This window comes from Natronorubrum sulfidifaciens JCM 14089 (assembly GCF_000337735.1).
Classification (GTDB): domain Archaea; phylum Halobacteriota; class Halobacteria; order Halobacteriales; family Natrialbaceae; genus Natronorubrum; species Natronorubrum sulfidifaciens.
In genome coordinates, this window is the sequence record NZ_AOHX01000040.1 from 1 (window position 1) to 21,719 (window position 21,719).

Annotated in this window: 28 protein-coding genes and 1 pseudogene; 10 read left to right on the top strand and 19 right to left on the bottom strand. The window is 62.4% G+C overall.

Annotated elements, in window-relative coordinates; translation table 11 throughout:
• Positions 1–403: universal stress protein (locus tag C495_RS11865; RefSeq protein ID WP_008163198.1), on the bottom strand; the 403-nt coding region annotated here is incomplete at its 3' end.
• A gap of 224 nt (positions 404–627) precedes the next feature.
• Here C495_RS11865 and C495_RS11870 point away from each other — a divergent pair.
• Positions 628–1,065 (top strand): universal stress protein, encoded by a 438-nt coding sequence (locus C495_RS11870; protein WP_008163199.1) that lies wholly within the window; start codon positions 628–630, stop codon positions 1,063–1,065.
• A gap of 79 nt (positions 1,066–1,144) precedes the next feature.
• Positions 1,145–1,390, top strand: a complete 246-nt coding sequence (locus C495_RS11875; protein WP_008163200.1) for a YgaP-like transmembrane domain — start codon at positions 1,145–1,147, stop codon at positions 1,388–1,390.
• 60 nt (positions 1,391–1,450) lie between these two features.
• On the opposite strand, the gene C495_RS11880 is transcribed toward C495_RS11875, so the two are convergent.
• Positions 1,451–2,263 carry an SDR family NAD(P)-dependent oxidoreductase gene (locus tag C495_RS11880; protein WP_049890326.1) on the bottom strand — a complete coding sequence of 271 codons (813 nt, stop codon included), beginning with the start codon at positions 2,261–2,263 and terminating at the stop codon, positions 1,451–1,453.
• 168 nt (positions 2,264–2,431) lie between these two features.
• Between C495_RS11880 and C495_RS11885 the strand changes: the two genes are divergently transcribed.
• On the top strand, positions 2,432–2,872 hold the full coding sequence (locus C495_RS11885) for a pyridoxamine 5'-phosphate oxidase family protein (RefSeq protein ID WP_049890324.1): 441 nt from the start codon (positions 2,432–2,434) through the stop codon (positions 2,870–2,872).
• A 169-nt stretch (positions 2,873–3,041) separates the two neighbouring features.
• Here the strand turns inward: C495_RS11885 and C495_RS11890 are convergent, their stop codons facing one another.
• Positions 3,042–4,082: an NAD(P)/FAD-dependent oxidoreductase gene (locus C495_RS11890; RefSeq protein WP_008163203.1), complete on the bottom strand. Its 1,041-nt coding sequence runs from the start codon at positions 4,080–4,082 to the stop codon at positions 3,042–3,044.
• Complete coding sequence (trxA, locus tag C495_RS11895; protein WP_008163205.1) at positions 4,079–4,438, bottom strand: thioredoxin; 360 nt, start codon at positions 4,436–4,438, stop codon at positions 4,079–4,081. The genes C495_RS11890 and trxA overlap by 4 nt, the downstream gene beginning before the upstream one ends.
• Before the next feature lie 419 nt (positions 4,439–4,857).
• On the opposite strand from trxA, the gene C495_RS17955 reads away from it, so the two are divergent.
• A complete protein-coding gene (locus C495_RS17955) occupies positions 4,858–5,820 on the top strand; it encodes a hypothetical protein (RefSeq protein WP_008163207.1) in 963 nt (320 codons plus the stop codon).
• A gap of 135 nt (positions 5,821–5,955) precedes the next feature.
• Here the strand turns inward: C495_RS17955 and C495_RS11905 are convergent, their stop codons facing one another.
• From C495_RS11905 to C495_RS11930, 6 genes are all read right to left on the bottom strand, one after another.
• Positions 5,956–6,309, bottom strand: a complete 354-nt coding sequence (locus C495_RS11905) for a hypothetical protein (RefSeq protein ID WP_008163209.1) — start codon at positions 6,307–6,309, stop codon at positions 5,956–5,958.
• A 182-nt stretch (positions 6,310–6,491) separates the two neighbouring features.
• Complete coding sequence (locus tag C495_RS11910; protein WP_008163211.1) at positions 6,492–7,637, bottom strand: MBL fold metallo-hydrolase; 1,146 nt, start codon at positions 7,635–7,637, stop codon at positions 6,492–6,494.
• A gap of 116 nt (positions 7,638–7,753) precedes the next feature.
• Entirely contained in the window at positions 7,754–8,869 is a 1,116-nt protein-coding gene (locus tag C495_RS11915; RefSeq protein WP_008163213.1) for an MBL fold metallo-hydrolase, read from the bottom strand.
• Between the two features lie 117 nt (positions 8,870–8,986).
• Positions 8,987–9,331 (bottom strand): four-helix bundle copper-binding protein, encoded by a 345-nt coding sequence (locus C495_RS11920; protein WP_049890325.1) that lies wholly within the window; start codon positions 9,329–9,331, stop codon positions 8,987–8,989.
• A gap of 70 nt (positions 9,332–9,401) precedes the next feature.
• Positions 9,402–10,298, bottom strand: coding sequence for an alpha/beta hydrolase (locus C495_RS11925; RefSeq protein WP_008163217.1), 897 nt, complete (start codon positions 10,296–10,298; stop codon positions 9,402–9,404).
• A gap of 48 nt (positions 10,299–10,346) precedes the next feature.
• Positions 10,347–11,075, bottom strand: coding sequence for a DsbA family protein (locus tag C495_RS11930; protein ID WP_008163219.1), 729 nt, complete (start codon positions 11,073–11,075; stop codon positions 10,347–10,349).
• Positions 11,076–11,184: 109 nt separating this feature from the next.
• Between C495_RS11930 and C495_RS11935 the strand changes: the two genes are divergently transcribed.
• Both C495_RS11935 and C495_RS11940 read left to right on the top strand, forming a co-directional pair.
• Entirely contained in the window at positions 11,185–11,733 is a 549-nt protein-coding gene (locus C495_RS11935) for a hypothetical protein (protein ID WP_008163222.1), read from the top strand.
• Entirely contained in the window at positions 11,730–12,212 is a 483-nt protein-coding gene (locus C495_RS11940) for a hypothetical protein (RefSeq protein ID WP_008163223.1), read from the top strand. The genes C495_RS11935 and C495_RS11940 overlap by 4 nt, the downstream gene beginning before the upstream one ends.
• A gap of 92 nt (positions 12,213–12,304) precedes the next feature.
• Here C495_RS11940 and C495_RS11945 read toward each other — a convergent pair.
• A pseudogene (locus C495_RS11945) lies at positions 12,305–13,007 on the bottom strand (DUF2270 domain-containing protein).
• Positions 13,008–13,272: 265 nt separating this feature from the next.
• On the opposite strand from C495_RS11945, the gene C495_RS11950 reads away from it, so the two are divergent.
• Positions 13,273–13,641, top strand: coding sequence for a thioredoxin family protein (locus tag C495_RS11950; protein ID WP_008163225.1), 369 nt, complete (start codon positions 13,273–13,275; stop codon positions 13,639–13,641).
• 165 nt (positions 13,642–13,806) lie between these two features.
• Here C495_RS11950 and C495_RS11955 read toward each other — a convergent pair whose 3' ends face one another.
• Entirely contained in the window at positions 13,807–15,567 is a 1,761-nt protein-coding gene (locus C495_RS11955; RefSeq protein ID WP_008163227.1) for a carbamoyltransferase family protein, read from the bottom strand.
• A 115-nt stretch (positions 15,568–15,682) separates the two neighbouring features.
• Between C495_RS11955 and C495_RS11960 the strand changes: the two genes are divergently transcribed.
• Complete coding sequence (locus C495_RS11960) at positions 15,683–16,042, top strand: winged helix-turn-helix domain-containing protein (RefSeq protein WP_049890327.1); 360 nt, start codon at positions 15,683–15,685, stop codon at positions 16,040–16,042.
• A complete protein-coding gene (locus tag C495_RS11965) occupies positions 16,039–16,305 on the top strand; it encodes a DUF7521 family protein (protein ID WP_008163231.1) in 267 nt (88 codons plus the stop codon). The genes C495_RS11960 and C495_RS11965 overlap by 4 nt, the downstream gene beginning before the upstream one ends.
• 20 nt (positions 16,306–16,325) lie before the next feature.
• Here the strand turns inward: C495_RS11965 and C495_RS17300 are convergent, their stop codons facing one another.
• Positions 16,326–16,553: a hypothetical protein gene (locus tag C495_RS17300; protein WP_083902480.1), complete on the bottom strand. Its 228-nt coding sequence runs from the start codon at positions 16,551–16,553 to the stop codon at positions 16,326–16,328.
• A gap of 645 nt (positions 16,554–17,198) precedes the next feature.
• Between C495_RS17300 and C495_RS11970 the strand changes: the two genes are divergently transcribed.
• Positions 17,199–17,882, top strand: coding sequence for an SCO family protein (locus C495_RS11970; protein WP_008163233.1), 684 nt, complete (start codon positions 17,199–17,201; stop codon positions 17,880–17,882).
• Positions 17,883–18,015: 133 nt separating this feature from the next.
• Here the strand turns inward: C495_RS11970 and C495_RS11975 are convergent, their stop codons facing one another.
• The 6 genes from C495_RS11975 to C495_RS11995 all read right to left on the bottom strand — a co-directional run.
• A complete protein-coding gene (locus C495_RS11975; RefSeq protein WP_008163234.1) occupies positions 18,016–18,417 on the bottom strand; it encodes a helix-turn-helix domain-containing protein in 402 nt (133 codons plus the stop codon).
• Between the two features lie 135 nt (positions 18,418–18,552).
• Positions 18,553–18,975: a CBS domain-containing protein gene (locus C495_RS11980; RefSeq protein ID WP_008163236.1), complete on the bottom strand. Its 423-nt coding sequence runs from the start codon at positions 18,973–18,975 to the stop codon at positions 18,553–18,555.
• 146 nt (positions 18,976–19,121) lie between these two features.
• Entirely contained in the window at positions 19,122–19,523 is a 402-nt protein-coding gene (locus tag C495_RS11985) for a helix-turn-helix domain-containing protein (protein WP_008163238.1), read from the bottom strand.
• 102 nt (positions 19,524–19,625) lie between these two features.
• On the bottom strand, positions 19,626–20,666 hold the full coding sequence (locus C495_RS11990) for a sulfite exporter TauE/SafE family protein (protein ID WP_008163239.1): 1,041 nt from the start codon (positions 20,664–20,666) through the stop codon (positions 19,626–19,628).
• Positions 20,667–20,816 (bottom strand): DUF7512 family protein, encoded by a 150-nt coding sequence (locus tag C495_RS18120; protein WP_008163240.1) that lies wholly within the window; start codon positions 20,814–20,816, stop codon positions 20,667–20,669.
• 556 nt (positions 20,817–21,372) lie between these two features.
• Positions 21,373–21,719: TrkA C-terminal domain-containing protein (locus C495_RS11995; RefSeq protein WP_008163243.1), on the bottom strand; the 347-nt coding region annotated here is incomplete at its 5' end.

Below are 21,719 nucleotides of genomic sequence, written 5' to 3' on the forward strand. Positions count from 1 at the left end.
CCAGCCCGCTCAGAGATGTGTATAAGAGACAGTCGCTGACGTGGCCCAGAAACGGCCGTGTGATTGGAGATTCGCCGTGGCTTCCCAAAACGAGGTGGTCGATGTTGGATTCGCTTGCAGCCGCGAGAATTTCCGTATGTGGCGTGCCGGTTCGAAGCAACGTCCGACACGGACGACCGACTTCCTCGGCGCGGTCGACTGCACGGTCGAGCACTCGCTCGCCGCGGTCTTCGGCACGCTCGAGCGGTGAGTCGGCTGTGCCGACGGTCGCATCGTGGTCCCGTGTGGGATCGACGACGAACAGTGCGGTGAGCGTGGCATCTGGAAACGATGCGAGACTGTACTCCAGTCCGGCGAAGCTGCGGTCTGATCCGTCGAGGGGAACGAGGACGTGCTGTGGCATGGCGTATCTGGTGGCGAGTGACGACCCACCGACACGACGTTCCACGCCAGCACCGATAAAGCCGAAGCCACGGATTCACAGAGAGACAAGGTGGAAGACCGAGTCGGACGGACTGCTGGTGTCAGCGCCCGCCACACACCGATCCGCCACCCGTGATCGACGGGACACTGAGACAATACTCCGTGGATGAACAATATTTTGGTATCGTATCACGTCGTTCGGGTATGACGAAACACATCTTGGTTCCGCTCGATGGCTCCGAATCGGCGTGGGATGCGCTCACGTACGTGTTCGAGCACTACGACGGCGAACGGATCACCGTGGTCCACGTCGTCGATCCAGCCGAAGGCATCTATGCAGGGTCCGACGGCGGCTACTACGACAGTACCGCGTTCGACCGGGCGCGCGAACGCGGCGAGACACTCTGTGAACAAGCCAAAGAACGCCTCGAGGACGGGGAGTACGCCTCGTCGACAGTGCTCGAGACGGTCGTCGAAACGGGCCGACCGTCTCAGACGATCCTTCGAGTCGCCGACGAACACGACGTCGATCAGATCGTGATGGGGAGCCACGGCCGTTCGGGTGTCTCGAGACTCCTCCTCGGCAGCGTCGCCGAAACGGTGACTCGACGGGCGGCGGTTCCAGTAACGATCGTTCGGTAGCGAGGGCCGACTCGAGGACGTCGTCGGCCAGAGACGCGATTACGACACGTATTTGGGCTGAGGTTCCGGACTGTCAATCATGCAGAAAAACGTCGGCGAGACGGAGAAAACGGCACGACTGCTCGGTGGACTCGTCTTCGTCGGTGCGTCGATGGCGACCGTCGCCTTCGGGGCGTCGCTCGGGCCGTCCAGACAGAGTCTCATCGCAGCGCTGGCGCTACTGATTGCGGCGGTGCTGTTGGCGTCTGCAGGCGCACAAACGTGTCCACTGAATCGTCTGCTGGGTCGAGACACCTACGAGCGCGACGGGCCTGACGACGCCTGAGAGGGACTGGTGTCCCGCCGTGTACCCACCCCGCCGCCCGCGAACGGTATCCGGACCGTATTAGATGACGTTTTGTAGGATCCCTCCATCGACGGTCACTGCCTGACCAGTGATGTTTCTGTTCTCCGCGAGGAAGACCGCAGTTCGGCCCATGTCTTCGGGCGTCTGATCACGGCCCATCGGAATGACTCGTTCGATCGTTTCCTCGTAGGGCTCGTCGAGTTCGGGCGTCAGTACGTCTTCCCACATCGGCGTCTGGACGATGCCCGGACAGATGGCGTTGACCGTCACGTCCGGTGCGAGCTCGAGCGAGAGCGACTTCGTGAGCCCGATCACGGCGTGTTTCGACGCACAGTAGTGGCCGAGCCCGGCCGCCCCGATGTCGCCAGCGATCGAAGCCGTGTTGATGATGCTCCCCTCGGCCTCCCGCAGGTGAGGGATTGCGGCTCTCGAGGCGAGAAACACACCCTTTGCGTTCACATCCATGATCGAATCCCACTCGGCGTCTGCCATCTCCTCGACGGGGGTAACGGTGATGACACCCGCGTTGTTCACGAGCAGATCGAGTGTGCCGAACTCCGAAACGGTCTCTTCGACCATCGCATCGACCTGCTTCGGTTTGGTCACATCGCACTCGATAACGTGTGCTCGTTGCCCGTGCGCTTCGATGTCATCGGCGACCTCCTGTGCCCGTGTCGCACCGCTGACTTCCTGTGTGGATTGTTGATTGTACTCCGTCTCGAGGACGTCCACGTCGGCGATGACGATGTCGCTGCCAGCGGCCGCGAGTTCCAGTGCGATTCCGGTGCCGATGTCTCCACCTGCGCCGGTGACGATCGAGACCGCTCCGTCGAGTGACGTTCGTTCGACCATGATCTCGCACACAAGTACGTCATAGAGTACCATAAGCATGTGTCGGGACAACATTCGTTCGGACACGGCGACCACTCCAATCGAAAAGCGGGCGGCTCCCTCGCCAGCGAAGACACTCACAATCGTTGTAACAGAGGTTTTTGCTGCTTCGAGTCGTGGACTCGGAGCATGACAGGCCTTCGTTGGGTGCAGCTGTCCGGACAGGAACGAAACGAGTTCTTGGGAACCGGTGGCACTGGCGTTCTCTCGTTTACGCGGGGCGAGGACGAGCCACCGGCGTCGTTCCCCGTTTCGTACGGCTACTACGACGACGATGAGTGCTTCTACTTTCGGCTTTCGTTCCCGCCAAGCAGCGCCAAAGCGTCGGTCATCGAGAACCCGGTGTCGTTCGTCACCTACGCTGACGACGACGATGGGTGGCACAGCATCGTCGCAACCGGCACACTCGAGGAACTCACCGACTTGCCACACGAGTCAGTCGCGGTTCAGGGTATGTGGGCGGTCGACATTCCGACGGTGGAGATCTTCGACCGGCCACGGTCGGAAATCACGTTTCACGACTTTCGCCTCGAGCCCGAGAGGATACGTGGCCGAAAAGAAACCCAGTGAACCCGACCGTTCCGCGAGTGTGCGGGGACGAAAGCGGGTGTGCGGAGAGATTGTCGGAACCGACGACTGGTGCGAAGCGGCGCTCGAGCCGAACGAGTGAGACGGCTGCTGTCGTTACGGCCCGCTGACTGCCGGTCACCGACGCTGCCCGTGGTCGGGGCAGCCCGTATTAGTCGTCCGCCTCGGCGACAACAGCGGCCTCGGCGTTGGACTCGAGGGCCTGTTCCTCGAGCCACGACTCCGCGTCGAGTGCGGCCATACTTCCGGTGCCGGCGGCCGTGATCGCCTGCCGGTAGTCGGGGTCCATCACGTCACCCGCACCGAAGACGCCCTCGGCGGCGGTCTCGGTCGTCATTCCCTCGAGGGTCAGCAGGTGGCCTTCGTCGTCGAGGTCGACGGCGGTGTCCTCTAAGAACGCCGTGTTCGGGACGTGGCCGACGCCGTAGAAGATCCCGCCGACGTCGACGTCCTCGTACTCGACATCTTCCCCATCCGCCAACCGATCCTTCGGAAGGCCGTCCGGATGGCTCACGAGCGTCGCGCCGGTGACACCCTCCTCTTGAGAGCCGTGGATCTCGAGCAGTTCCGTGTTCCAGCGGAACTCGATCTGGTCGTGCTCGCGGGCGCGACGCGCCATGATGTCGGAGGCGCGCAGTTCGTCGCGACGGTGGACGATCGTGACGCTGTCGGCGAACTTCGCGAGGAAGAGCGCTTCCTCCATCGCGCTGTCGCCGCCGCCGATCACGAGCACGTCGTCACCGCGGTGGAACGCGCCGTCACAGGTCGCACACGTCGAGAGCCCGTAGCCCATCAGTTCGTCTTCGTTCTCGGCCCCGACCCAGCGAGCGCTCGCGCCAGTTGCGACGATCAGCGCCTGCGTGCGCAGCGTCTCGCCGTTCGACAGCTCGAGGGCGAACGGCCGCTCCTCGAGCGCCGCGTCCTCGACGGTGCCGTGGACGAACTCGGCACCGAATCGTTGGGCCTGTGCTTTCCCGTTCTGGATCAGCTCCATCCCGCCGATCCCCTCGGGGAAGCCGAGGAAGTTCTCCACGTCGGTCGTCAGCGTCAGCTGGCCGCCGGGCTCCGGGCCCTCGAGCACGACCGGCTCGAGATCGGCGCGTGCGGCGTACACCGCTGCCGAGAGGCCGGCAACGCCGGAGCCAACGATGACGACGTCGTGGACGGTCGCGTCAGGTGTGTCCTCGTTCATTCAGTGTATCCCTCGATCATGTCGCGCAGTCGGTCCGCCGGCAGCGCGCCGGTGTGCTGTTCGACCTGCTCGCCGTCCGCGAAGAGCACGAGCGTTGGGACGCCGCGGACGCCGTAGGCTCCGGCGAGCTGCTGGAGTTCGTCGACGTCGACTTTCGCGACGACGGCGTCGGTCTCGCTCGCCAGCCCTTCCATGACGGGCTCGAGCATCTGACATGGCCCACACCACGTCGCAAAGAAGTCTACGAGAACGACGTCGTGGTCCGCGACGACCTCATCGAGGTGGCTTTTGCTCTCGATGTGAACGGGTTCGTCGGGGGACTGTCCGGGTGAGCCGCTGTGTGCATCAGTTGCCATCACTCCCTCCTACGAGCTGCGAGTGTTTAAAGGTTTTGTGTGTATTGTACAATACCAGCGTTCTAAATCACCGCTCGAATCGACATCACACTCGCTCTGGACCGTCGCTCGAGCCGCTAAAACGTCTTTTTAGAGCGTTCTGAGGTGCCGAAATACCGGCTTGGGAACATAGTGTGGTAAACTAACACGAGTGAGTGTTTCGCTCGGCGTACAAACCCGAGCAATCGAGCGCCGACTCGAGAACACGAACCCGACTGCTGTAGCCGACTCGAGGGCCAAATCCAGTCCGCTGGCCCGCCGGCAACGCGTGCTGTGGTCCGATCAGAGACACGCACCATTCTCTGAAAGTCGTCGAGACGGTACGTTCGCGTCGACCTCGAATGGGCTTTCTTACGCTCGAGTGGCGTAGGGCTGGTCGCATGAGAGACGACAGCACCGTTCGACGGTCGACGATCGATCGCCGTTCTCTCCTTCTCACGGGAGGGGCCACGCTGGCGGGACTCGGAGCGCTTTCGGCGGCGACAGCAGCGAGCGCACAGGACGATCCGGAGTGGCCGATCGGCACACCTGATGAGGGAGACGACAGTGATGAGTGGGACGGCGACACCGTCCCCGACGACCCGACGTATGACCAACAACAGTCGGTCGCCGACGACTCCGGAACGATCCAGTGTACGGTCCCGTCCGCCTGGAGCGATGTCGACGGCACGCCGCTCGACATCGGGCCTGCACTCAGAGCCGCGCCGGACCTCGAGGGATACGCCACTTCTTGGGACGTCCCAGGCATCGAGATTATCGCGACGACGGACTTGGGAACCGATCAGGAAGCCGTACTCGACGAGTTCGTCGACTTCGGCAGCGAGTGTACCGACGGCGGCCAGTGGGCGTTCCAGTCCAACGGGTTCGTGTTCCTAGTCCAGACCTGGTACCAGTGTGGCAGCGGCGACACGATGTTTCTGGCGATGGTCGGCGCACCAGTCGATGAGTCGGCACCCGACACGCCGGATGAAGACGGTCCCGGAACCGACATACCGGACGGCAACGGTCCCGAGGATGGGATGCCGGGTGGTGGACCAGAAAACGGCCGCGGAGACGGGATGCCAGGTGGTGGACCAGAAAACGGCCATGGAGACGGGATGCCAGGTGGTGGACCAGAAAACGGCCACGGAGACGGAATGCCAGGTGGTGGACCAGAAAACGGCCACGGAGGCGGCCCGGGGAGTGGCATGCAAAGACAGGAGCCACCGCCGCTTCCAGCGGACCCACCCTATCTGATCCTCTTCGGTGGACAGGTCGTCACCGAACCCGACTGGGACGCCGTCGGCGCTGCGATCGCGTCCCTCGAGGTTCGCTCGCCCGACGACCTGACCGAAACCGTGTGAGACGGGCCGTGATCCCGATGTGCCTGCAAGACGGTCGCGGTGCTGACGTCAGTCTGGCTGGCACACAATGTCGCTGATCGGTCAGTCGGCGACTCGAGCGAGCGCGGAGAGTCACGGTCTCATCTCGCCGGCTTCTTACTCGCGGTCGGCGTCCGCCAGTGCGACCGGATCGGGGTACGACTCGAGGTCGCGAACCGTCTTCGTGGTCCGTCCCTCGTCCGTTTCGTCGTAGCGGTGCAGCTGAATCCACTCTGTCGCTCTGTTGTATCGAATCGCTACCCGTTCTCTGACCTCCTCGCCGCGGTCGGGGTCGGTGTCGATCGAGAGCGTCTCGGAGGCCGTGATCCGGTAGTCGCCGTCGGCGTAGCCCGTCACCTCGAGCGTCGTGCGCTCGGGCTCGAGTTCCGCGGCGGCGTGCTCGAGGAGTCGGTCGGCCAACTCGTCGAGGACGGCAAGCGAGGGAATCCCGGCGTCGTCGTGTGGAGTCATTGGTCGGAAATTGAGGCGTGGCCGGCGTCCAGCATCGAGCGGGCGAAACGCCGGCGATGTGGGTAAGCAATCCGTTCGAGCACGCAGCCAGCTACCACGGCAGTCGGAGTAACTGTTCGCCCTCGAGCAAGCCGCGTCTCGAGGCGACTGCGAACGGACCGAACACGAGTACTCGAGCGGCGTCAGGCCGCGCAGTTGTTCGGCCCGAGCTCGAGTTCCGTCGCTTCCGCCGGGTCGTCGAGAGAATCTCGGCCCGTATTCAGTTCGATCACGCGCTCGTAGTTCGGCGGCTTCTCGGGGGCGTTCTCGGTCAACCGGCTGACGAATTCGTCTTTCTCGAGCCCGAGTAAGTCGAGGTCGTCGCGGAGGTTGCCGAGTCGAGCAGCGATCGGATCGCCCGGCGACCCAACCTCGTATCGGCCATCCGCCGCGACCGAGACGTGACCCGGCAGGATGGTAGTGTCGTCGGGCAGTTCGAGGATCGTCTCGTGAAGCGACTCGTACAGCAGTTCGGCACCGGTGGCGGCGTCCTCGTCGCCGAACTGAAGTTCCGTCCGGCCGACGGACTCGACGAACAGCGTATCACCGGTCAACAGCGCCTCGCCGTCGACGAGGTAGTTCACCATCTCGGAGGTGTGCCCCGGTGTGTGCAGGGCTTCGATCTCGACGTCGCCGATCTCGATCGTCTCGCCGTCGGCGAGCGGCTCGTACTCGGAGGCGACGTCACGATCAGTGGCTTCCTTACCGAGGTGATAGGGCACGTCGAGTGTCTCCGCCAGCGTTCGCCCGCCGGAGATGTGGTCGGCGTGGACGTGCGTATCGAGGACCCGATCGATGGTGAACCCGGCTTCGCCGGCGACGAGCGTAAACTGGTCTGTCTGGCGGGTCGGGTCGACGACGACGGCGCTCTCGGCTGCCCTCGAGCCGACGACGTAGCCCAGACAGCCTTTCGCGCGCCGCTGGAGTTGTGCGAGAAACAGCTCGTCGGATTCGGTTTTGATCGGAACGGCCTCGTACACCGTGCTCCAGTCTTCCATCCCGCCTTTGACGACCGAGACATCGTCGTAGCCGTGTCGCTCGAGTTCGAAGCCAAACGACGTCGACGTGAGTCCCTTGCCACAGATGGCGACGACTGGCTGGCCGTCGGCCAGTGTGTCCACGCGGTCCAGTTGCTCGTCGGAGAAGTCGTCGTCGGGATCGAACGGGACGTTCTCTGCGCCGGGGATGTGCCACTGCTCGTAGCTGTCTTCGGATCGCGTATCGACGACCGTGAACGACTCACCAGCGTCGAGTTTGTCCGCGAGCCGGTCGGCGGTGATCTGTTCCATACTTGGGATCTACCTACAACACTAGTCCCGTATCGGTACGCATAGCTACCCGCCTTGCAACAGCGACTGGCTGCGACTGTCGGACAGCACGATTCGACGATCGGCCGCACTCCGTCTCAGTTCGCCGCGCAGTTGTTCGGCCCGAGTTCGAGTTCTGCGGCGTCGTCGGTCAGCGGCTCTTCGCCCCAGTTGATCGCCTTGATCCGGTTGTAGTTCGCCGGTTCGTCGGAGAGACCGTCGACGATGGTCTGGACGAACGCGTCACGGTCGTCCATGCCGAACAGGTCGTTAGTCGCCTCGAGGTCGCCGAGTGTCGTCGCGAGCGGCCGGATCGATTCGTCGCTGAAGTGGCCGGGCAGGACGACCAGCTCGTCGGGCAGGTCGGCAAGGCGGTCGAGGCTTTCGAAGAGTTCTCGCGCTCCTTCGCGGACGTCAGCCTCATCAGTGCCCTCGAGGTCGGGCCGACCGACGCTTCTGATGAACAGCGTATCGCCCGAGAGCAGCCCATCGCCAACACGCAGCGAGACGCTGCCAGGCGTGTGGCCGGGCGTGTGGAGAACCTCGAGGTCGCGGTCGCCGACAGCGATGGTGTCGCCGTCTTCGATCGACGTATATCCCTCGAGTTCGCCGCCGTCGGCGTCATGCAGGTAGTAGGGAATGTCGAGTTCGTCGGCCAATGGCCGGCCACCGCTGACGTGGTCCGCGTGGGCGTGCGTGTCGACGACACCGACGAGTTCGACGCCCTGTTGGTCGGCGACGCGTCGGTACTGCTCGACGTACATACTTGGATCAACGACGACGGCCTCGTCACTGTCGGCGACGAGATACGAAATACAGCCGGTACCGGGGCGGACGATCTGTGTGACGCCTGCGACGCTGTCGACGTCGTCCGTGACGTGAACCCGTCCCCAGCCGTTCATGCCGTCGGCCATCGACCGGGCGTCGTAGCCGTGGTCGCGGAGGACGGCCGCCGCGGTTGCGGACGTGACACCGGCGACACAGACGATGGCGATCTCCTCGTCGTCGGGGAACTCCTCGAGCGAAGCCTCGAGTTCGGAGACGTCTCCCTCGAGCAACTGATCGTAGATCGGAAGGTTGTAACTGCCCTCGACGTGCCACTCGTCGTAGTCGTCCTCGTTTCGAACGTCGAGGACGAACAGGTCGTCGTCATCGCGTCGGGCGGCGACTTCGCCCGGAGCGATCGTTGGGTCTACGCCTTCTGTCTTGCTCATATCACTCAATACTACGCACAGGACGATAATAAAGCTGCCCGCCATATGACGGTATAGGTCGTCGTCTTCTGAGAGGCACACCCACAGAGAAGTCGGAACGTGAACTCGAGACGATCACTACGCCGCCATGTTGCGACACGACTCGGCACACTCCGGCAGAATATCGGCACACACCTGACAGTGCTCGTGGTCGAACTGCGTGCATTCGTCGGCACATGCCTCGCATGCGTCCGCGCAGACGCTCGCCAGTTCGCCGTGATAGTCCGAATCGCGGGCCATCAACCGGGCGTGGAGCGTCGTCAGATCAGCGACGTCGCGACAGAGTCGAAGACACTCGGCCATCTCCTCGCCGTGGTCTGCGCAGGCGTCCGCACACCACTCACAGGCCTGTGCGGCCTCGAGGCAGTTGTCGATACACTCGTCCATCTGGTCGTCTGAATGTGCAAGTTGTTGTAACGACATTACAAGAGCCACGTCGCCGTGCCCCTCAATCAGCCTCGCGCATGCCGCTGCAAGCTATCGTCACAGTCGCCTACTGCAACTGTCGCTCGAGAAACGCACTCTGACGGTCGACGACGTGTTCGAACACGGCTCCCTGGTAGACATCGAAGTGGCCGACAGGCAGCCTGATTCGCTCGACGTCGTCGAGCTTTGAGACCAGTCGCTCGACGGTCCAGGGCGGGATAATCGTCTCTCGAGTCGCCGCCGTGACGAACACCGGACAGGAGACTTCGCTGGCAGCCGTAATTGGCCGGTACAACGGGATAGTTGCGAGGATACGCCCGGGGCACGCGTTTCGAACCGTCGCGCCGTCAGGCACGATCGACTCGAACCCGGGCTTCGCGTCGGGTGTGTTCAGGACAGCGAATTCGTCGGGATCGCCGACGAGTGGGACGTAATGTGGGTCACGCCCGGTTGCCGCCCGTGTGAGATCCGTGAGTGAGCCGGCAACCGCCCCGCGGACGTACGATACCCCGCCACGCCGAATTAGCGTGGCTGCCGTCGCGAGGCCGTCGGTGAACGGCACCTGCGAAACGACCGCGGACACGTCGGGGTCTCGAGCCGCGGTTGTGATGACGTGGCCCCCGCTGAACGACGTTCCCCAGAGGGCGAGTCGATCGCCGTCGATATCATCGCGCGACCGGGCATGGGCGAGCGCCGCACGCCAGTCCTCGAGTTGCCATCGCGGACGAATCTGGTTTCGTGGCGTTCCGTCGCTGTCCCCGAACGTGCGGTAGTCGAAGACGAGCGCGGCGAGCCCGTGGTCGGCGAACCGTCTCGCAAACGCGGGAAGTCGCCACGTTCGCTCGCCACCGAAGCCGTGTGCCATCACAACCACCGGTGGCTCGTCGACGGCAGTCGGTAGGAACAGCTCCCCACGACAGGTCGTCCCGGCGCTGGAAAACGAAAGCGAGATTTGCTTGACCATCGTCTCGAGCGATCGTTCTACGCGGAGAACAGTAACTGGTCCCCAACGCTACACGTTTTCGATCCGCTCGATTGCATCGTCAAATCGCTCGTTCGGCTGTGCACCGACGAGTCGCCCAGCTGTTTCGGCAGCTGGGTTGAAGACAATAAACGTCGGTGTCCCCGACACGCGGAGCGACTGTGCCCGTTCTCCGTCGGTTTCGACCTCGGCTTCGAGTTCCGATCGACGGTCCTCGAGACAGGACTCGAGAGCCTCGGCATCGACACCGGAGACCGAACGGGTGTACTCGATGAGAGTGTCAGCGGCGGCCCAGCCTGCGTTCTTCTCGCCCTGTTCGTCGAACACCGCCGTATGCCAGTTCCAGTACGCCGTTGGCTCGTCCTCGCGGACCTGATCCCAGACGCACTTGCTAGCAACTGCGGCGGTCATCGAGTCCGCGCCGAAGTACGCCAGCGGAATGAAAATGATTCGAACCTGCCCCGGTTCGACGTAGTCCGAGACGAGGCCGGGGAGCGTCTCCCGTTCGAACTGGTCGCAGAACGGACACTGAAAGTCGGTCCAGTAGTAGATCTCGAGCGGCGCGTCGGGCGAGCCCATAATCGGCTTTCCGGCGAGGTCGACATCCAGCGGGGACGTCTCGTCGCTCGAATGGAACGTCGCCGACTGGGCGTGGGCGGTGTCCTCGTCGGAGCGTGTAAGATAGTACGCGCCGCCAGCGCCGAGTGTCACGACTGACCCGGCGAGGAAGGCGCGACGGGATGGCTGATCGAGCGACATCTGGTAGTGTGCAATCGTTCACGGGACGTGACTGTAACGGACTCGTCGATTTGCTGAGTCAGCAAAACAGAGCCGCGCATTTCAGTTCCCCCTGCATCGGTTCACGTAGATGCTCTCGCGGAACTCGATTCGGGAACACCTGATGAACCTCTCCGCGGCGGTCTGGTACCCGTTCGAGACGTGGCGAGGAACGATCGGACTCCTCGTCGTCACGTTCGTGACGTACGTCCTCTTGATCTTGAGTACGATGCCGGAGTTTTCGCTCCAGATGCTCGGCGACGGCCTCCACTGGTTCGAGTACGTCCTCGTCTCGTTGACGGAGACGGTGTACCGCACCGACGGCTGGACCGGACTGGGAACGATCGTCCTCTACGCGCTGCTCTCGGGCGTCGCCATCGTCAACGCCGCTGCACAGCTTCGTATCGTCGGCCTCTCGAGTCTCACCGACCTGTCCGGTGTGCTCCCCGGCCTTCTCGCATCGGGCTGTGCCAGCTGTGGCGCTGGACTGCTCGGTTTTCTCGGCTTTGCGGGCGGACTGGCACTGCTACCGTACGACGGCGCGTTGCTTCGCGTCGGTGGCCTCGCGCTTCTGGTGTTTTTCCTCGGGCGGGCTGGCCATCCCGAACAGTGTGCGATTCCGACGGAGGTGTCGCGATGACGGCCCGACGGACGCTCGAAGCGATCCGTTCAAATCCACGAGCGATCCTGTGGGGAGCGGCCGCCGCCGTCAGCGTCTTCTCGCTGTTCGGTCTCGTCACCGGACTCATCCCGAACCCGTTGTACGTCCGGATGGTTCCCCGAACGCCGACTGATTACTTGTTTCTGACTCTGACCGCGCTGCTGGCAGGTGTCTACACCGCACAGCGGTTGTCGACTGATGTCGTCGAATCCGAACTCGAGGACGACGACGCGGGCACGGGCTCCGAGGATCGCTGGGCACTTGGCGGACTGGCTGGTGGCTTTCTGGCCGTCGGCTGTCCGATCTGTAACGCCTTCCTGCTCGCGCTGTTCAGTTCGTCCGCGCTGATGACGTACTTCGATCCGCTTCGGCCGCTGCTCGGCGTCATCTCTGTCGCGCTGCTGGCAGGGTTGATCTACACGCGCCACAAACGCACGTGTCCGACCTGTGCCACGTGATCGCGGGCGCTCAGACGGTCTGTGCCCCAGTTTGTCGGTGCATCCGCAGGACGGGTTGCAGGTGTGCCGGAAATGACGTCCAGTAGTCCGTCTCACTCGGACTCCTTCCAGTCGCCAGCCTCGGTCTCGCGAAACTCCTCTTTCGCCTCGCGCTCGCGTGGCCAGAACGCAAGCACGAGCATGCTGACGTAGAACATTCCGACGAGTCCGGTGACGACAGCGCCAGGAACGGACGCGATGGCCGCAGCATCGGGAAGTCCCTCACCCGGCGCAAAGGCGGTGACACGAAAGAGCCACGCGAGACAGAGCACGGTCAACAGGGCAAAGTAGATGCGTCGCAGCCGGTTCGAGATCGCCTCGAGTATCGTGATCTTGAGCGTCGGTCGCTGGTAGTCGTCACCGAGTTCCGTCCGCCAGTTCCCGTGTTCGACGGACCGTGACGGGTCCAGCGTGGGTGCGAGGAAGTCCTGCTCGAAACAGTCGGACGCGAGCGCGATAGACATCGTAGTCGCGATATCGCCGCGCCTCGATCAGGAGGAACATCCCGACAGCCAGCACCCCAACGAGGATGATGTAGTGGGGGTTGTCGGGACTCGAGAACGCCCACGTGAGAATAGCGGCCATAATCGTCACACTCCACGTCGTCGTTTGGTCGAGCCGTGACCGCCAGGTCGTCTCCCGGTCGAGTTCGCCGCGATACGCGTGGCCGAGAACCGCATTCAACTCCGAGATGTCGGTGCCAATCTCGTGCCCCGGTTCAGCCTGTGTGGACTCGTCGTCGGTGTGGTCAGGCATCGTCTCCGGGGCATCTTCACCGACCGGAGAGAAATAACGGTGGTCATAGATTATCGTCGGCGTGCATACTTCCCCGCCGAAGAACCGAGAGCCACCGCCGAAGGTCGGGTCTTGGAGTCGCCGGAGGCGACGACAGTCCTCTCAGGCACCCCCACTCGAGAGCGGTGCGCGCAGTGTGTACCGTCGGCAGTGAACACGGGCCGACCATCCAATATTGTGTTGTTTGTGCAAAACACTCAAATACTGGCAGCCCGTTGTCCCAGTAATGACTGACACAGCGCCCTCGGAGACGGTCGGCGACGGCAGCGGCCCGCAGAAACCCGTCCAACTGGACAGCGCGGCCGAGTACGACGCGTTGCTCGCAGACCACGACCTCGTGTTACTCGAGTTCATCACGTCCGGCTGTGGCATCTGTGCGTCGATGGAGCCGGTACTCGGCGCGGTCGCTCGCAGCGCGCCGGGGGCCGTCGCAACGGTAAACGCCGGCCTCGTTCCGGACGTTGCCGACGAGTACCAGATCCGCAGTGTCCCGACGCTCGTCGTCTTGAAAGACGGCGAGGAGGTCGCGCGTCTCGACGACGGCTTCCAGAGTGCGGAGACGGTCGTCGACCTGCTCGAGACGCACGCAGCGTAACGGGGTTTTGTCGAACGAAGGCGGCAGTAGTGCACACAGAACTCAATATCGACTGTGGTGCTGACTCGAGTCAGCACCGATCGCTCGACCAGTGAAGCTCGAGTCGCGTTCGGTTCGGGCGCTCGTCAAACGCCCGAAACGAGCGTGTGGTTGCTCGAGTCGGAATCAACTCGTGACCGCGAGCCGTTCGTCAGGTCGGTTTTCGGTCGAGACGTCTTTTTCCACGACGAAATCCTCGAGTACGAGCACGTCGAGGCCCATTCCGTAGAAGTCCTTGATCGCCTGTGTCGGCGTCCGGACGATCGGTTCGGCGTGGTCGTTGAACGAGGTGTTGAGGACGACCGGCACGCCGGTGATGTCGGCGAACTCCGAAATGAGTCGGTGATAGCGCGGGTGCTGGTCCTCGCGGACGGTCTGGGGACGCGTCGAATCGTCGGCTGGATGTAGGACGGCCCCGAGATCGTCTTGCTTCTCGGGGCTGACATCGTAGGCGTCGATCATGAACGGGGCGGGCTGACCGTCGACGAGGTACTCCGCGGCGGCCTCCTCGAGCATCGATGGGGCGAACGGTCGCCACTCCTCGCGGTGTTTGACGAACCGGTTGACCCGATCCCGCGACTCGATCGACCGCGGGTCCGCGAGGATACTTCTGGCCCCGAGCGCGCGCGGACCGAGTTCCATGCGGCCCTGGAACCAGCCGACAAGGTCGCCGTCGGCGAGTCGTTGGGCGACGTACCGCTTGAGGTCGTCGGGTTCCGCGTACGGAATCTTGTTCGTCTCGAGAGTCGACCGAATCTCGTCGGTCTCGTACTCGGGACCCAAGTAGGCTGTGGTCTGACGGTCGACGTCCGACGGCCGTTGTTGTGACCAGCCCGCACCGAGTGCGAGGCCGGCGTCGTGGGCGACTGGCTGGACGAAGGTGTCGTCGACGGCCGGCGATTCGCGAACGCACTTGTTCAACTTACAGTTGAGCGCAACCCCGCCTGCGAGCGCGACGTTGCCGGTGCCGAGCTGGTCGACGGCCGTCTCAGCGATGTCGACGACCGTCTCCTCGAGCAGTTTCTGAGCCGTGTAGGCGAGGTCTTTCTCCCACTGATCGAACTCGCCGGGCGTCTCCGTTCGCCCGCGACCGAAGGCGTCCTCGAGCGTTTCGACGCCGTGGCCAGTGCCCCACCGCTTTGTCAGTGCGGTCACGTCGTAGTCGGCACCCGTGTCGATCAGGTCCCGCAGCGTGCGTTCGATCTCGAGGTTTTCCTCGCCGTAGGGTGCAAGTCCCATCACCTTGCCCTCGCCGTTGAACATGTGATAGCCGAGGTACTCCGTGATGATGGCGAAAAAGAGCCCGAGGCTGTTCGGGTGCTCGTACGTGTAGACGCGCTCGAGGCGCTCGCCGTCGGCGTACCAGATCACCGTCGAGTCGGACTCGCCTTTGGCGTCCACCGTCAGGACGACCCCCTCGTCGAATCCGGACGGATGAAAGGCGCTCGCCGCGTGACAGCGATGGTGGGGGATCGTCTCGACCGGTGGCAGCGGCGTGCCGAACGATTCGAGGCGGTTTTCGATCTGTTGGGTCGGGACGAACCGGCTGCGGAGCTGCGTGGTGAGCGTCTGCTCGAGCGCCGAGAGCTTTCGGCTGAGACCGGGCGCTCGAATCGCATCGGTCAGGTAGTGTGTCGCGATCTCACTGCGACGCTGAGGTTCGTAGGGAAGCAGAATACGATCGAGATCAGTGAGATCCAGATCCCGATGGTCGAGACAGGCCTGAATGGCGTGTTCGGGGAACGTCTCCGGGGCGTGTTTGTCCCGCGTGTATCGCTCTTCCTCGACGGCGAAGACGGGTGTCCCGTCTTCGAAGAGGACGGCGCTTGGATCGTGCTGTCCGTACAGTCCGATTGCGGGCTTGAACGCGAGTAGATACGTCGTCATGAGTCCGTGATAGTTCGCACGTTAGACGGAACCGAAGGCGACACAAAACACTCGTGGCGTTTTGCTGAACCGGCAAATCGTGGCCTATTTGTTCGACGGCGGTAATCGACTCGCCGTGCAACACGAGGGACAGACGAACTCGGCAGCGATCTTTCAGGTCCTAGCCGACGACTACGCGCGGCGGATCCTCGTCGCCGCGGATCAGGGGCCGATGACGGCAAAGGCGCTCAGCGAAGCCTGTGACGCCTCGCTCGCGACGGTGTACCGTCGCTGCTCGATGCTCCAAGAACACGACCTGCTCGAGGAACGAACGTCAGTCGGACCTGACGGCACGCACAGAAGCGAGTTCGAAACGGTACTCGAGGAACTCCATGTCAACCTCTCGGGTGGTGAACTCTCGCTGACGATGGAAACGCGCGACGAACTCGCGGACAACTTTACGGCGCTGTGGGACGGGCTGCGAGGAGACAAATGATCGAAGTGCCGTTCGTGATCGCCAAGCTGATCACGCTCACATTGAGCCTCGCGGTCGCGTATCTGGCCTACCATGGCTACCGGCGGCAGGGGCAGAAACCGATGTTGTACGTCGCTATCGGATTCGTGTTCATCGGGGCCGGCGCGATCTGTGAGGGACTTATTTATGTGGTGTTCGGGACCTCGATCCTGTCGGCCGGACTGATTCAGGCGGCGATCGTCTCGAGTGGACTGGTTCTCGTGCTCGTCTCGTTAACCAAGTAGCTGCCTCGCGATGCTGACGATCAGCGCTCACACGGCGTCTCGCAGGCCGAACAATCGGTCCGGCGGCGAGCGACGACGCCAATAGCTGCGAGCGTCACGACGGTTACCAGCATTTGGCCGAGCCCAGCACCTAGTCCACCGGCGGTGACACCGCCCGTGACGGCCATCGCACCCGGCGCGACACAACACAGGCTCGCCAGCCCTGCAAGCCCCAACAGCGACCCTCGAGATGCGGAATCAGTACTCATCATGTCGACTAACGCGACCGTCTCGGATATGATTTCCGACAGCCATCAGTCACGGCGGGGAGCGGCGTCACAAGACGTCGTTGGGCACTTTCGGGTGGCGTCGGTCACCACGATGGCCACCTCGTCATCAGGCTCGCCACCGGACGGTTCGGCGCTCGTCACGTCACAATCGGACAAGTGAACGCCGATCGTCCCTTCCCGTGTAGTAAGCACACAATAGTTCGTGATAGCGGAACAAAGCGTTCGGTAGAACTCGAGGAGGAGCGGGAACTGTTCCGTCGGTCATCCTCACCGATAGTAACAACTGAAACGATTGACACACGCATCGCACAGCCGTCGTGCGATGCGGTGTGCATTGACTTTCAGTGGCTACTATANGAGCGGGAACTGTTCCGTCGGTCATCCTCACCGATAGTAACAACTGAAACGATTGACACACGCATCGCACAGCCGTCGTGCGATGCGGTGTGCATTGACTTTCAGTGGCTACTATATGGTATGTTCCGGGAGAACGAACGCTGGTACGTCAGTCTCCGTCCGCTGAAATCGATTGCGGATAACGCAACGGTGGTCACATCGCGATGGCGTTTGCCAGCCCAGCAACCAAGCGGTCTCGATTTATACGCTCGACTGCAACGTCGAGACATGAATCGTCGTCGCTATCTGCAGGCGCTGACCGCCGCTGGAGCTGTTGGCACTGCCGGGTGTCTCGAGACGTTTTCGGAAACGGACGATAGCCAAACGATCCTCGAGCCGCCGGAACAGGACCTCAGTGAGGCGTCACATCCAAGCTACGGCGATGCGGTGCCCGAGACCACGCTTCCCGACCCGCTGCTCGGCGAGGAGATTTCGACGACGCAGTTCGAGGGCGAACGAGCCATGTTGCTGACGTTCATTTATACGAACTGTCCGGACGGCATGTGTCCGGCACTGACGCTGCGCTTGCGCCGCGCACAGGCAGCCGCAGCCGAGGACGGGTACGGCGACGAGTCGGCGTTCCTTTCGATGACGTTCGATCCCGAGCGGGACACGCCGGACGTCCTCGAGACCTACGCCGACCAGCAAGGCGTCAATCTTGAGGCCGGAAACTGGCATTTCCTCCGGCCCGAAACGTACGACGACGCCAAACAGATCGTCACCGACCAGTACGGGTTGCCACTCGAGAAACTCGATGCCGAGGAGTACAGCGGCCTCGAGTACGCCTTCCCCCATTACAACCTGATCTTGCTCGTCAACAAACAGGGAATCGTCGAGCGGGCGTACCCGAACGGCGCGGTCATCGACCCCGAAGACGTCGTCGACGACTTCGAGACCGTTGTGAACGGGTAAGCGCTGTGGCGGCGCTCACGACGAGCGCTGGTCGTGACCGCCGTCCCAAAACGACGAGTTGGATTCGAACCCTCGCGTGATCAATTCGTAACGCTCGAGCGAACCCGTTTTCGCTCGAGCGTGCCGTCGATCCCTACTCGATGGCTGCCGTGCTGTCGCTGGCGTGGTCGTACTTCTCCTCGAAGACCCCGATGAGCCGGTCCATCTTCGCGTACCAGTCGTTGACGGTTCGCTGCATGTCGCGTGCGATCTGCGCGGGCGGTGTCGAGAAGTAGACGTGATAGTAGCCGCCTTGCTCGTAGTTGACCTGTTCTTTCTGGACGAAGCCACTCTGTAGCAGTCGCTGGATCGAACGGTAGACCGTCGAGCGTTCGCGGTCGACCAGTTCGGCAACCTCATCGATCGTCAGTGGCTCATCGCTTTCGACCAGCACCCGGTAACAGGTCGTATCAAGCTGTGTGTGGCCGTGGAGACACTCCAATAATCCCTCACACACCATCTCTTCCTGGAGTTGCGTGGCCATCGAGTTCGCCATCGTTATACATCGATATTCGGGTCGCGTCGTGATAAGAATTTTGTAGAGATTACACAATATTACAGAGTGAAGGAGAGACACACCCGCGAGCGAACTCGAAGTGGAGGACACAGCCCACAGGCGGTCGTGGCGCAGTCAGTACGGTGGCCGCTGGGCCTGAACGACGTCTGCGAGCTGTTGGTGTTCGTCGGCGAGCAGTTCGTTCAGATCGTCGATTGTGATGATCCCAGTCAGGTCGCCGTCGCCGTCGGTCACCGGAAGGCGACGGACGCCGTGTTCGCTCATGAGTTCGGTAGCCCGGTAGAACCCGCTGTCGTGTTCGATCGTACACAGATCCGTCGACATCACGTCTTCGGCGACGAGATCGTCCGGCGTCGTCCCTGCTGCGAGCACCTCAATCGTTAGATCGCGGTCGGTTACGATGCCGACTGGCTCGTCACCGTCAGTGATGACGATGCTGCCAACGTCCTCGTCGTCCATCGCCGTCGCGAGGTGCTGTATCGATTCGTCAGTAGCTGCGGTGATGACGTCACTCCGTGCGAGGTTGTCTACTGGCATAGGTTTGACACCACTCACCCCGTCCCACGCCAGCGGAGATAATTCCGTGTGTCACCCGTTGGTCGGTGGGACTCTCTCGAAAACAAACGGGTTCGCGTGTCGATTAGACGACGGAGAGCGCGCGCCCACGGAGAATGGGTCGCCAGTCAGCTTTCGGCTTGCGCTGTGCCGTCGACGTGTTCGTACTTGTCTTCGAACTCCTGGATGAGTTGGCCCATCTTCGCGTACCAGTCGTTTAACATCCGCTGCATGTCGTTTGCGATCTGGGTTGGGTCGGTCGGAGAGTAGACGTGGTAGTAGCCGCCCTGCTCGTAGTTGATCTGTTCTTTCTGAATGAAGCCACTCTGCAACAGGCGCTGGATCGACCGGTAGGCGGTCGAGCGCTCGCGGTCGACCCGTTCGGCGACTTCGTCGATCGTCAGCGGCTCGTCGCTCTCGACCATCACCTGGTAGCACTCTTTATCAAGTTGCTTGAGACCGTGGATGCACTCCAGCAGTCCCTCGCAGGCCATGTCTTGCTGGAGTTGTTCCGTCATCGAATTTGGCATGTTACTGGCTCTAAATAGGGATCGTGGTGATATAAGGGTTGTGTGAGTATTGTACAATCGCGATCCGCGGTAGAATCCGAGCGAATCGACTGCCGTCAGGCGTTACTCGGCGACTGTCGCTGCCGTCTTCGACTCCGCTCGCATCGCCTTGATCGTGCTGTAGATCACGGCACCGCTGACCAGCAGCGCCGAGAGCATGATCAGTGCAAAGCTGACCGTGCTCAGGACCTCCATTCCGAGGTAGTCACCGGCCTGACGGAACGCGACCGCGATCGAGCCACCCAGCAGCATCAGCCCGAAGTAGATCTTGATATCGCCTTCGTTGACGATACCGGTCGCCGCCGAGCCGATGCGAGCCCCGAAGGCGCTGCCGGCGAGCAGCGGCGCAACGATCGAGAGATCGACGCCGCCTTCCATCCCGTAGAGGAACGCTCCGATCCCGCCCGAGAACACGATCTCGAACAGGTCAGTCCCGACCGCCACGGGCACGGGAACCCCGATGAGGTAGAACATCGCGGGCATCCGGATGAAGCCGCCGCCGACACCGAGAAAGCCCGACAACAGCCCCGTCGCGAAGGCAACACCGAGGATCATCCACAGCGAGACCTGAATGCCGCCGGCGATCGTCATCATCGGCGGCACGCGATACGACTGAATTTTCTTTGCGATGTCCGGAATGTCGTCCGGGTCGATCTCCTCGGTTGCAGCCTCGTGATGGCCACCACCGCTGTCATCCTCACCGTCGCTGTTGAGCGCGTTATAGGTGACGAACAGGCCGATCGCACCCAGCAGGAGGACGTAGGTCACGCCGATGACCCCGCTTGCGAGGCCGAGCTCCTCGAGGTAGAACACCCCGATCCGCCCGACCTCGATCCCGACCGAGGTCCCGACGATCATCAACCCGCCGAGTTTGTAGTCAACCTGCCCGAGATCGTGGTGTTTTAGCGTCGCGATGACGGCCGTCCCGAAGACGAACGCCATCCCGCTCCCGACCGCGACCCGCGCTGGATACCCCATCACGAGTAACGCGGGCGTGACGAGGAACGAGCCACCCATCCCGAAGAAGCCGAACAACACGCCGACCATGAAGCCGAACCCGACGAACAGCATGATCAGCGTGAGTCCGATGCCAAAGAGCTCCATCTATGCGTTCTTGATTGTCTCGATGACCGGTGGTGCTGCGACCTGCTCGAGTGCGCCGTAGCCGACGTAGAGGACGACTGCCTCGACGAGGACGGCACCGACGAGCACGCCTGCCTGGACTGCTGGGGAGAGGGCTGCGAAGTCGATCATGCGTTTCGACCTCCGTTCTGTTCCGGCTGTGTGTGGATCATGGATTACTACTCAGTACTGTCTACCAGCAGAGCGCGTATAACGCTTTTGGGGAAATTGCACAATATTACTACAGCCTATCTCACCACCAACCCACCAGAATATTTGTGTACGTTATACAAATACTGATCTGGAGCTGACAGCGTCCCGAACGCGTTGCGCGCGCCAGTGCACAGGCACAGGGCCTGAAACGTCTCTCTTTCCGAACTAGCCGACTCGAGTGGATGATCGATGGGCTCGACTTCGGTGCGGATGGCGGCGACTGAACGGACGAGAGACGGGACATAGCGAGTATGGCCGGCGCTCGAGCACGATAGATCAGCTGTTGGATTTGTAGTAAACATGCAATACTACCCTCTGCAAGGCAGGCCGGAGACGTAGTATGACAGCCGACAAACGGTCGACAGTCGTCGGTGGGCTCCCCCGTCGGACGGAACGCTGCTGTTCGATGGATACAGACGACGGAGTCACGATTGTATCACGCAGATGCTGGTGGGAAAACCGAGACGGCCGACGACTAGTCGTGCGGGTGGAATCGCTTGACAGCACGGTCGACGGCATCCGTCTGTCCGAGGAACGTGACCCGGTCGCCGTCCTGCAGTTCGTGGTCCCCGGTCGGAACCTCCGTCGTCCCGTCATCGTGGGTGAGCAAGCCGACGATACAGCCGTCCGGAATCTCGGCGTTGAGTTCGGCGATCGTCTTTCCGACCAGATCCGCCGCCGTGACCTCGATCTCCTGGACGTCGCCGGTTCGACCGAGTTCGTTCATCCACGCCGACAGCGACGGCCGCGCTAAGACGTTCTCGAGCGACCACGCCGTCGCCATCGAGAGATCAATCGCCCGGACGTCCAGCGATTCGAAGG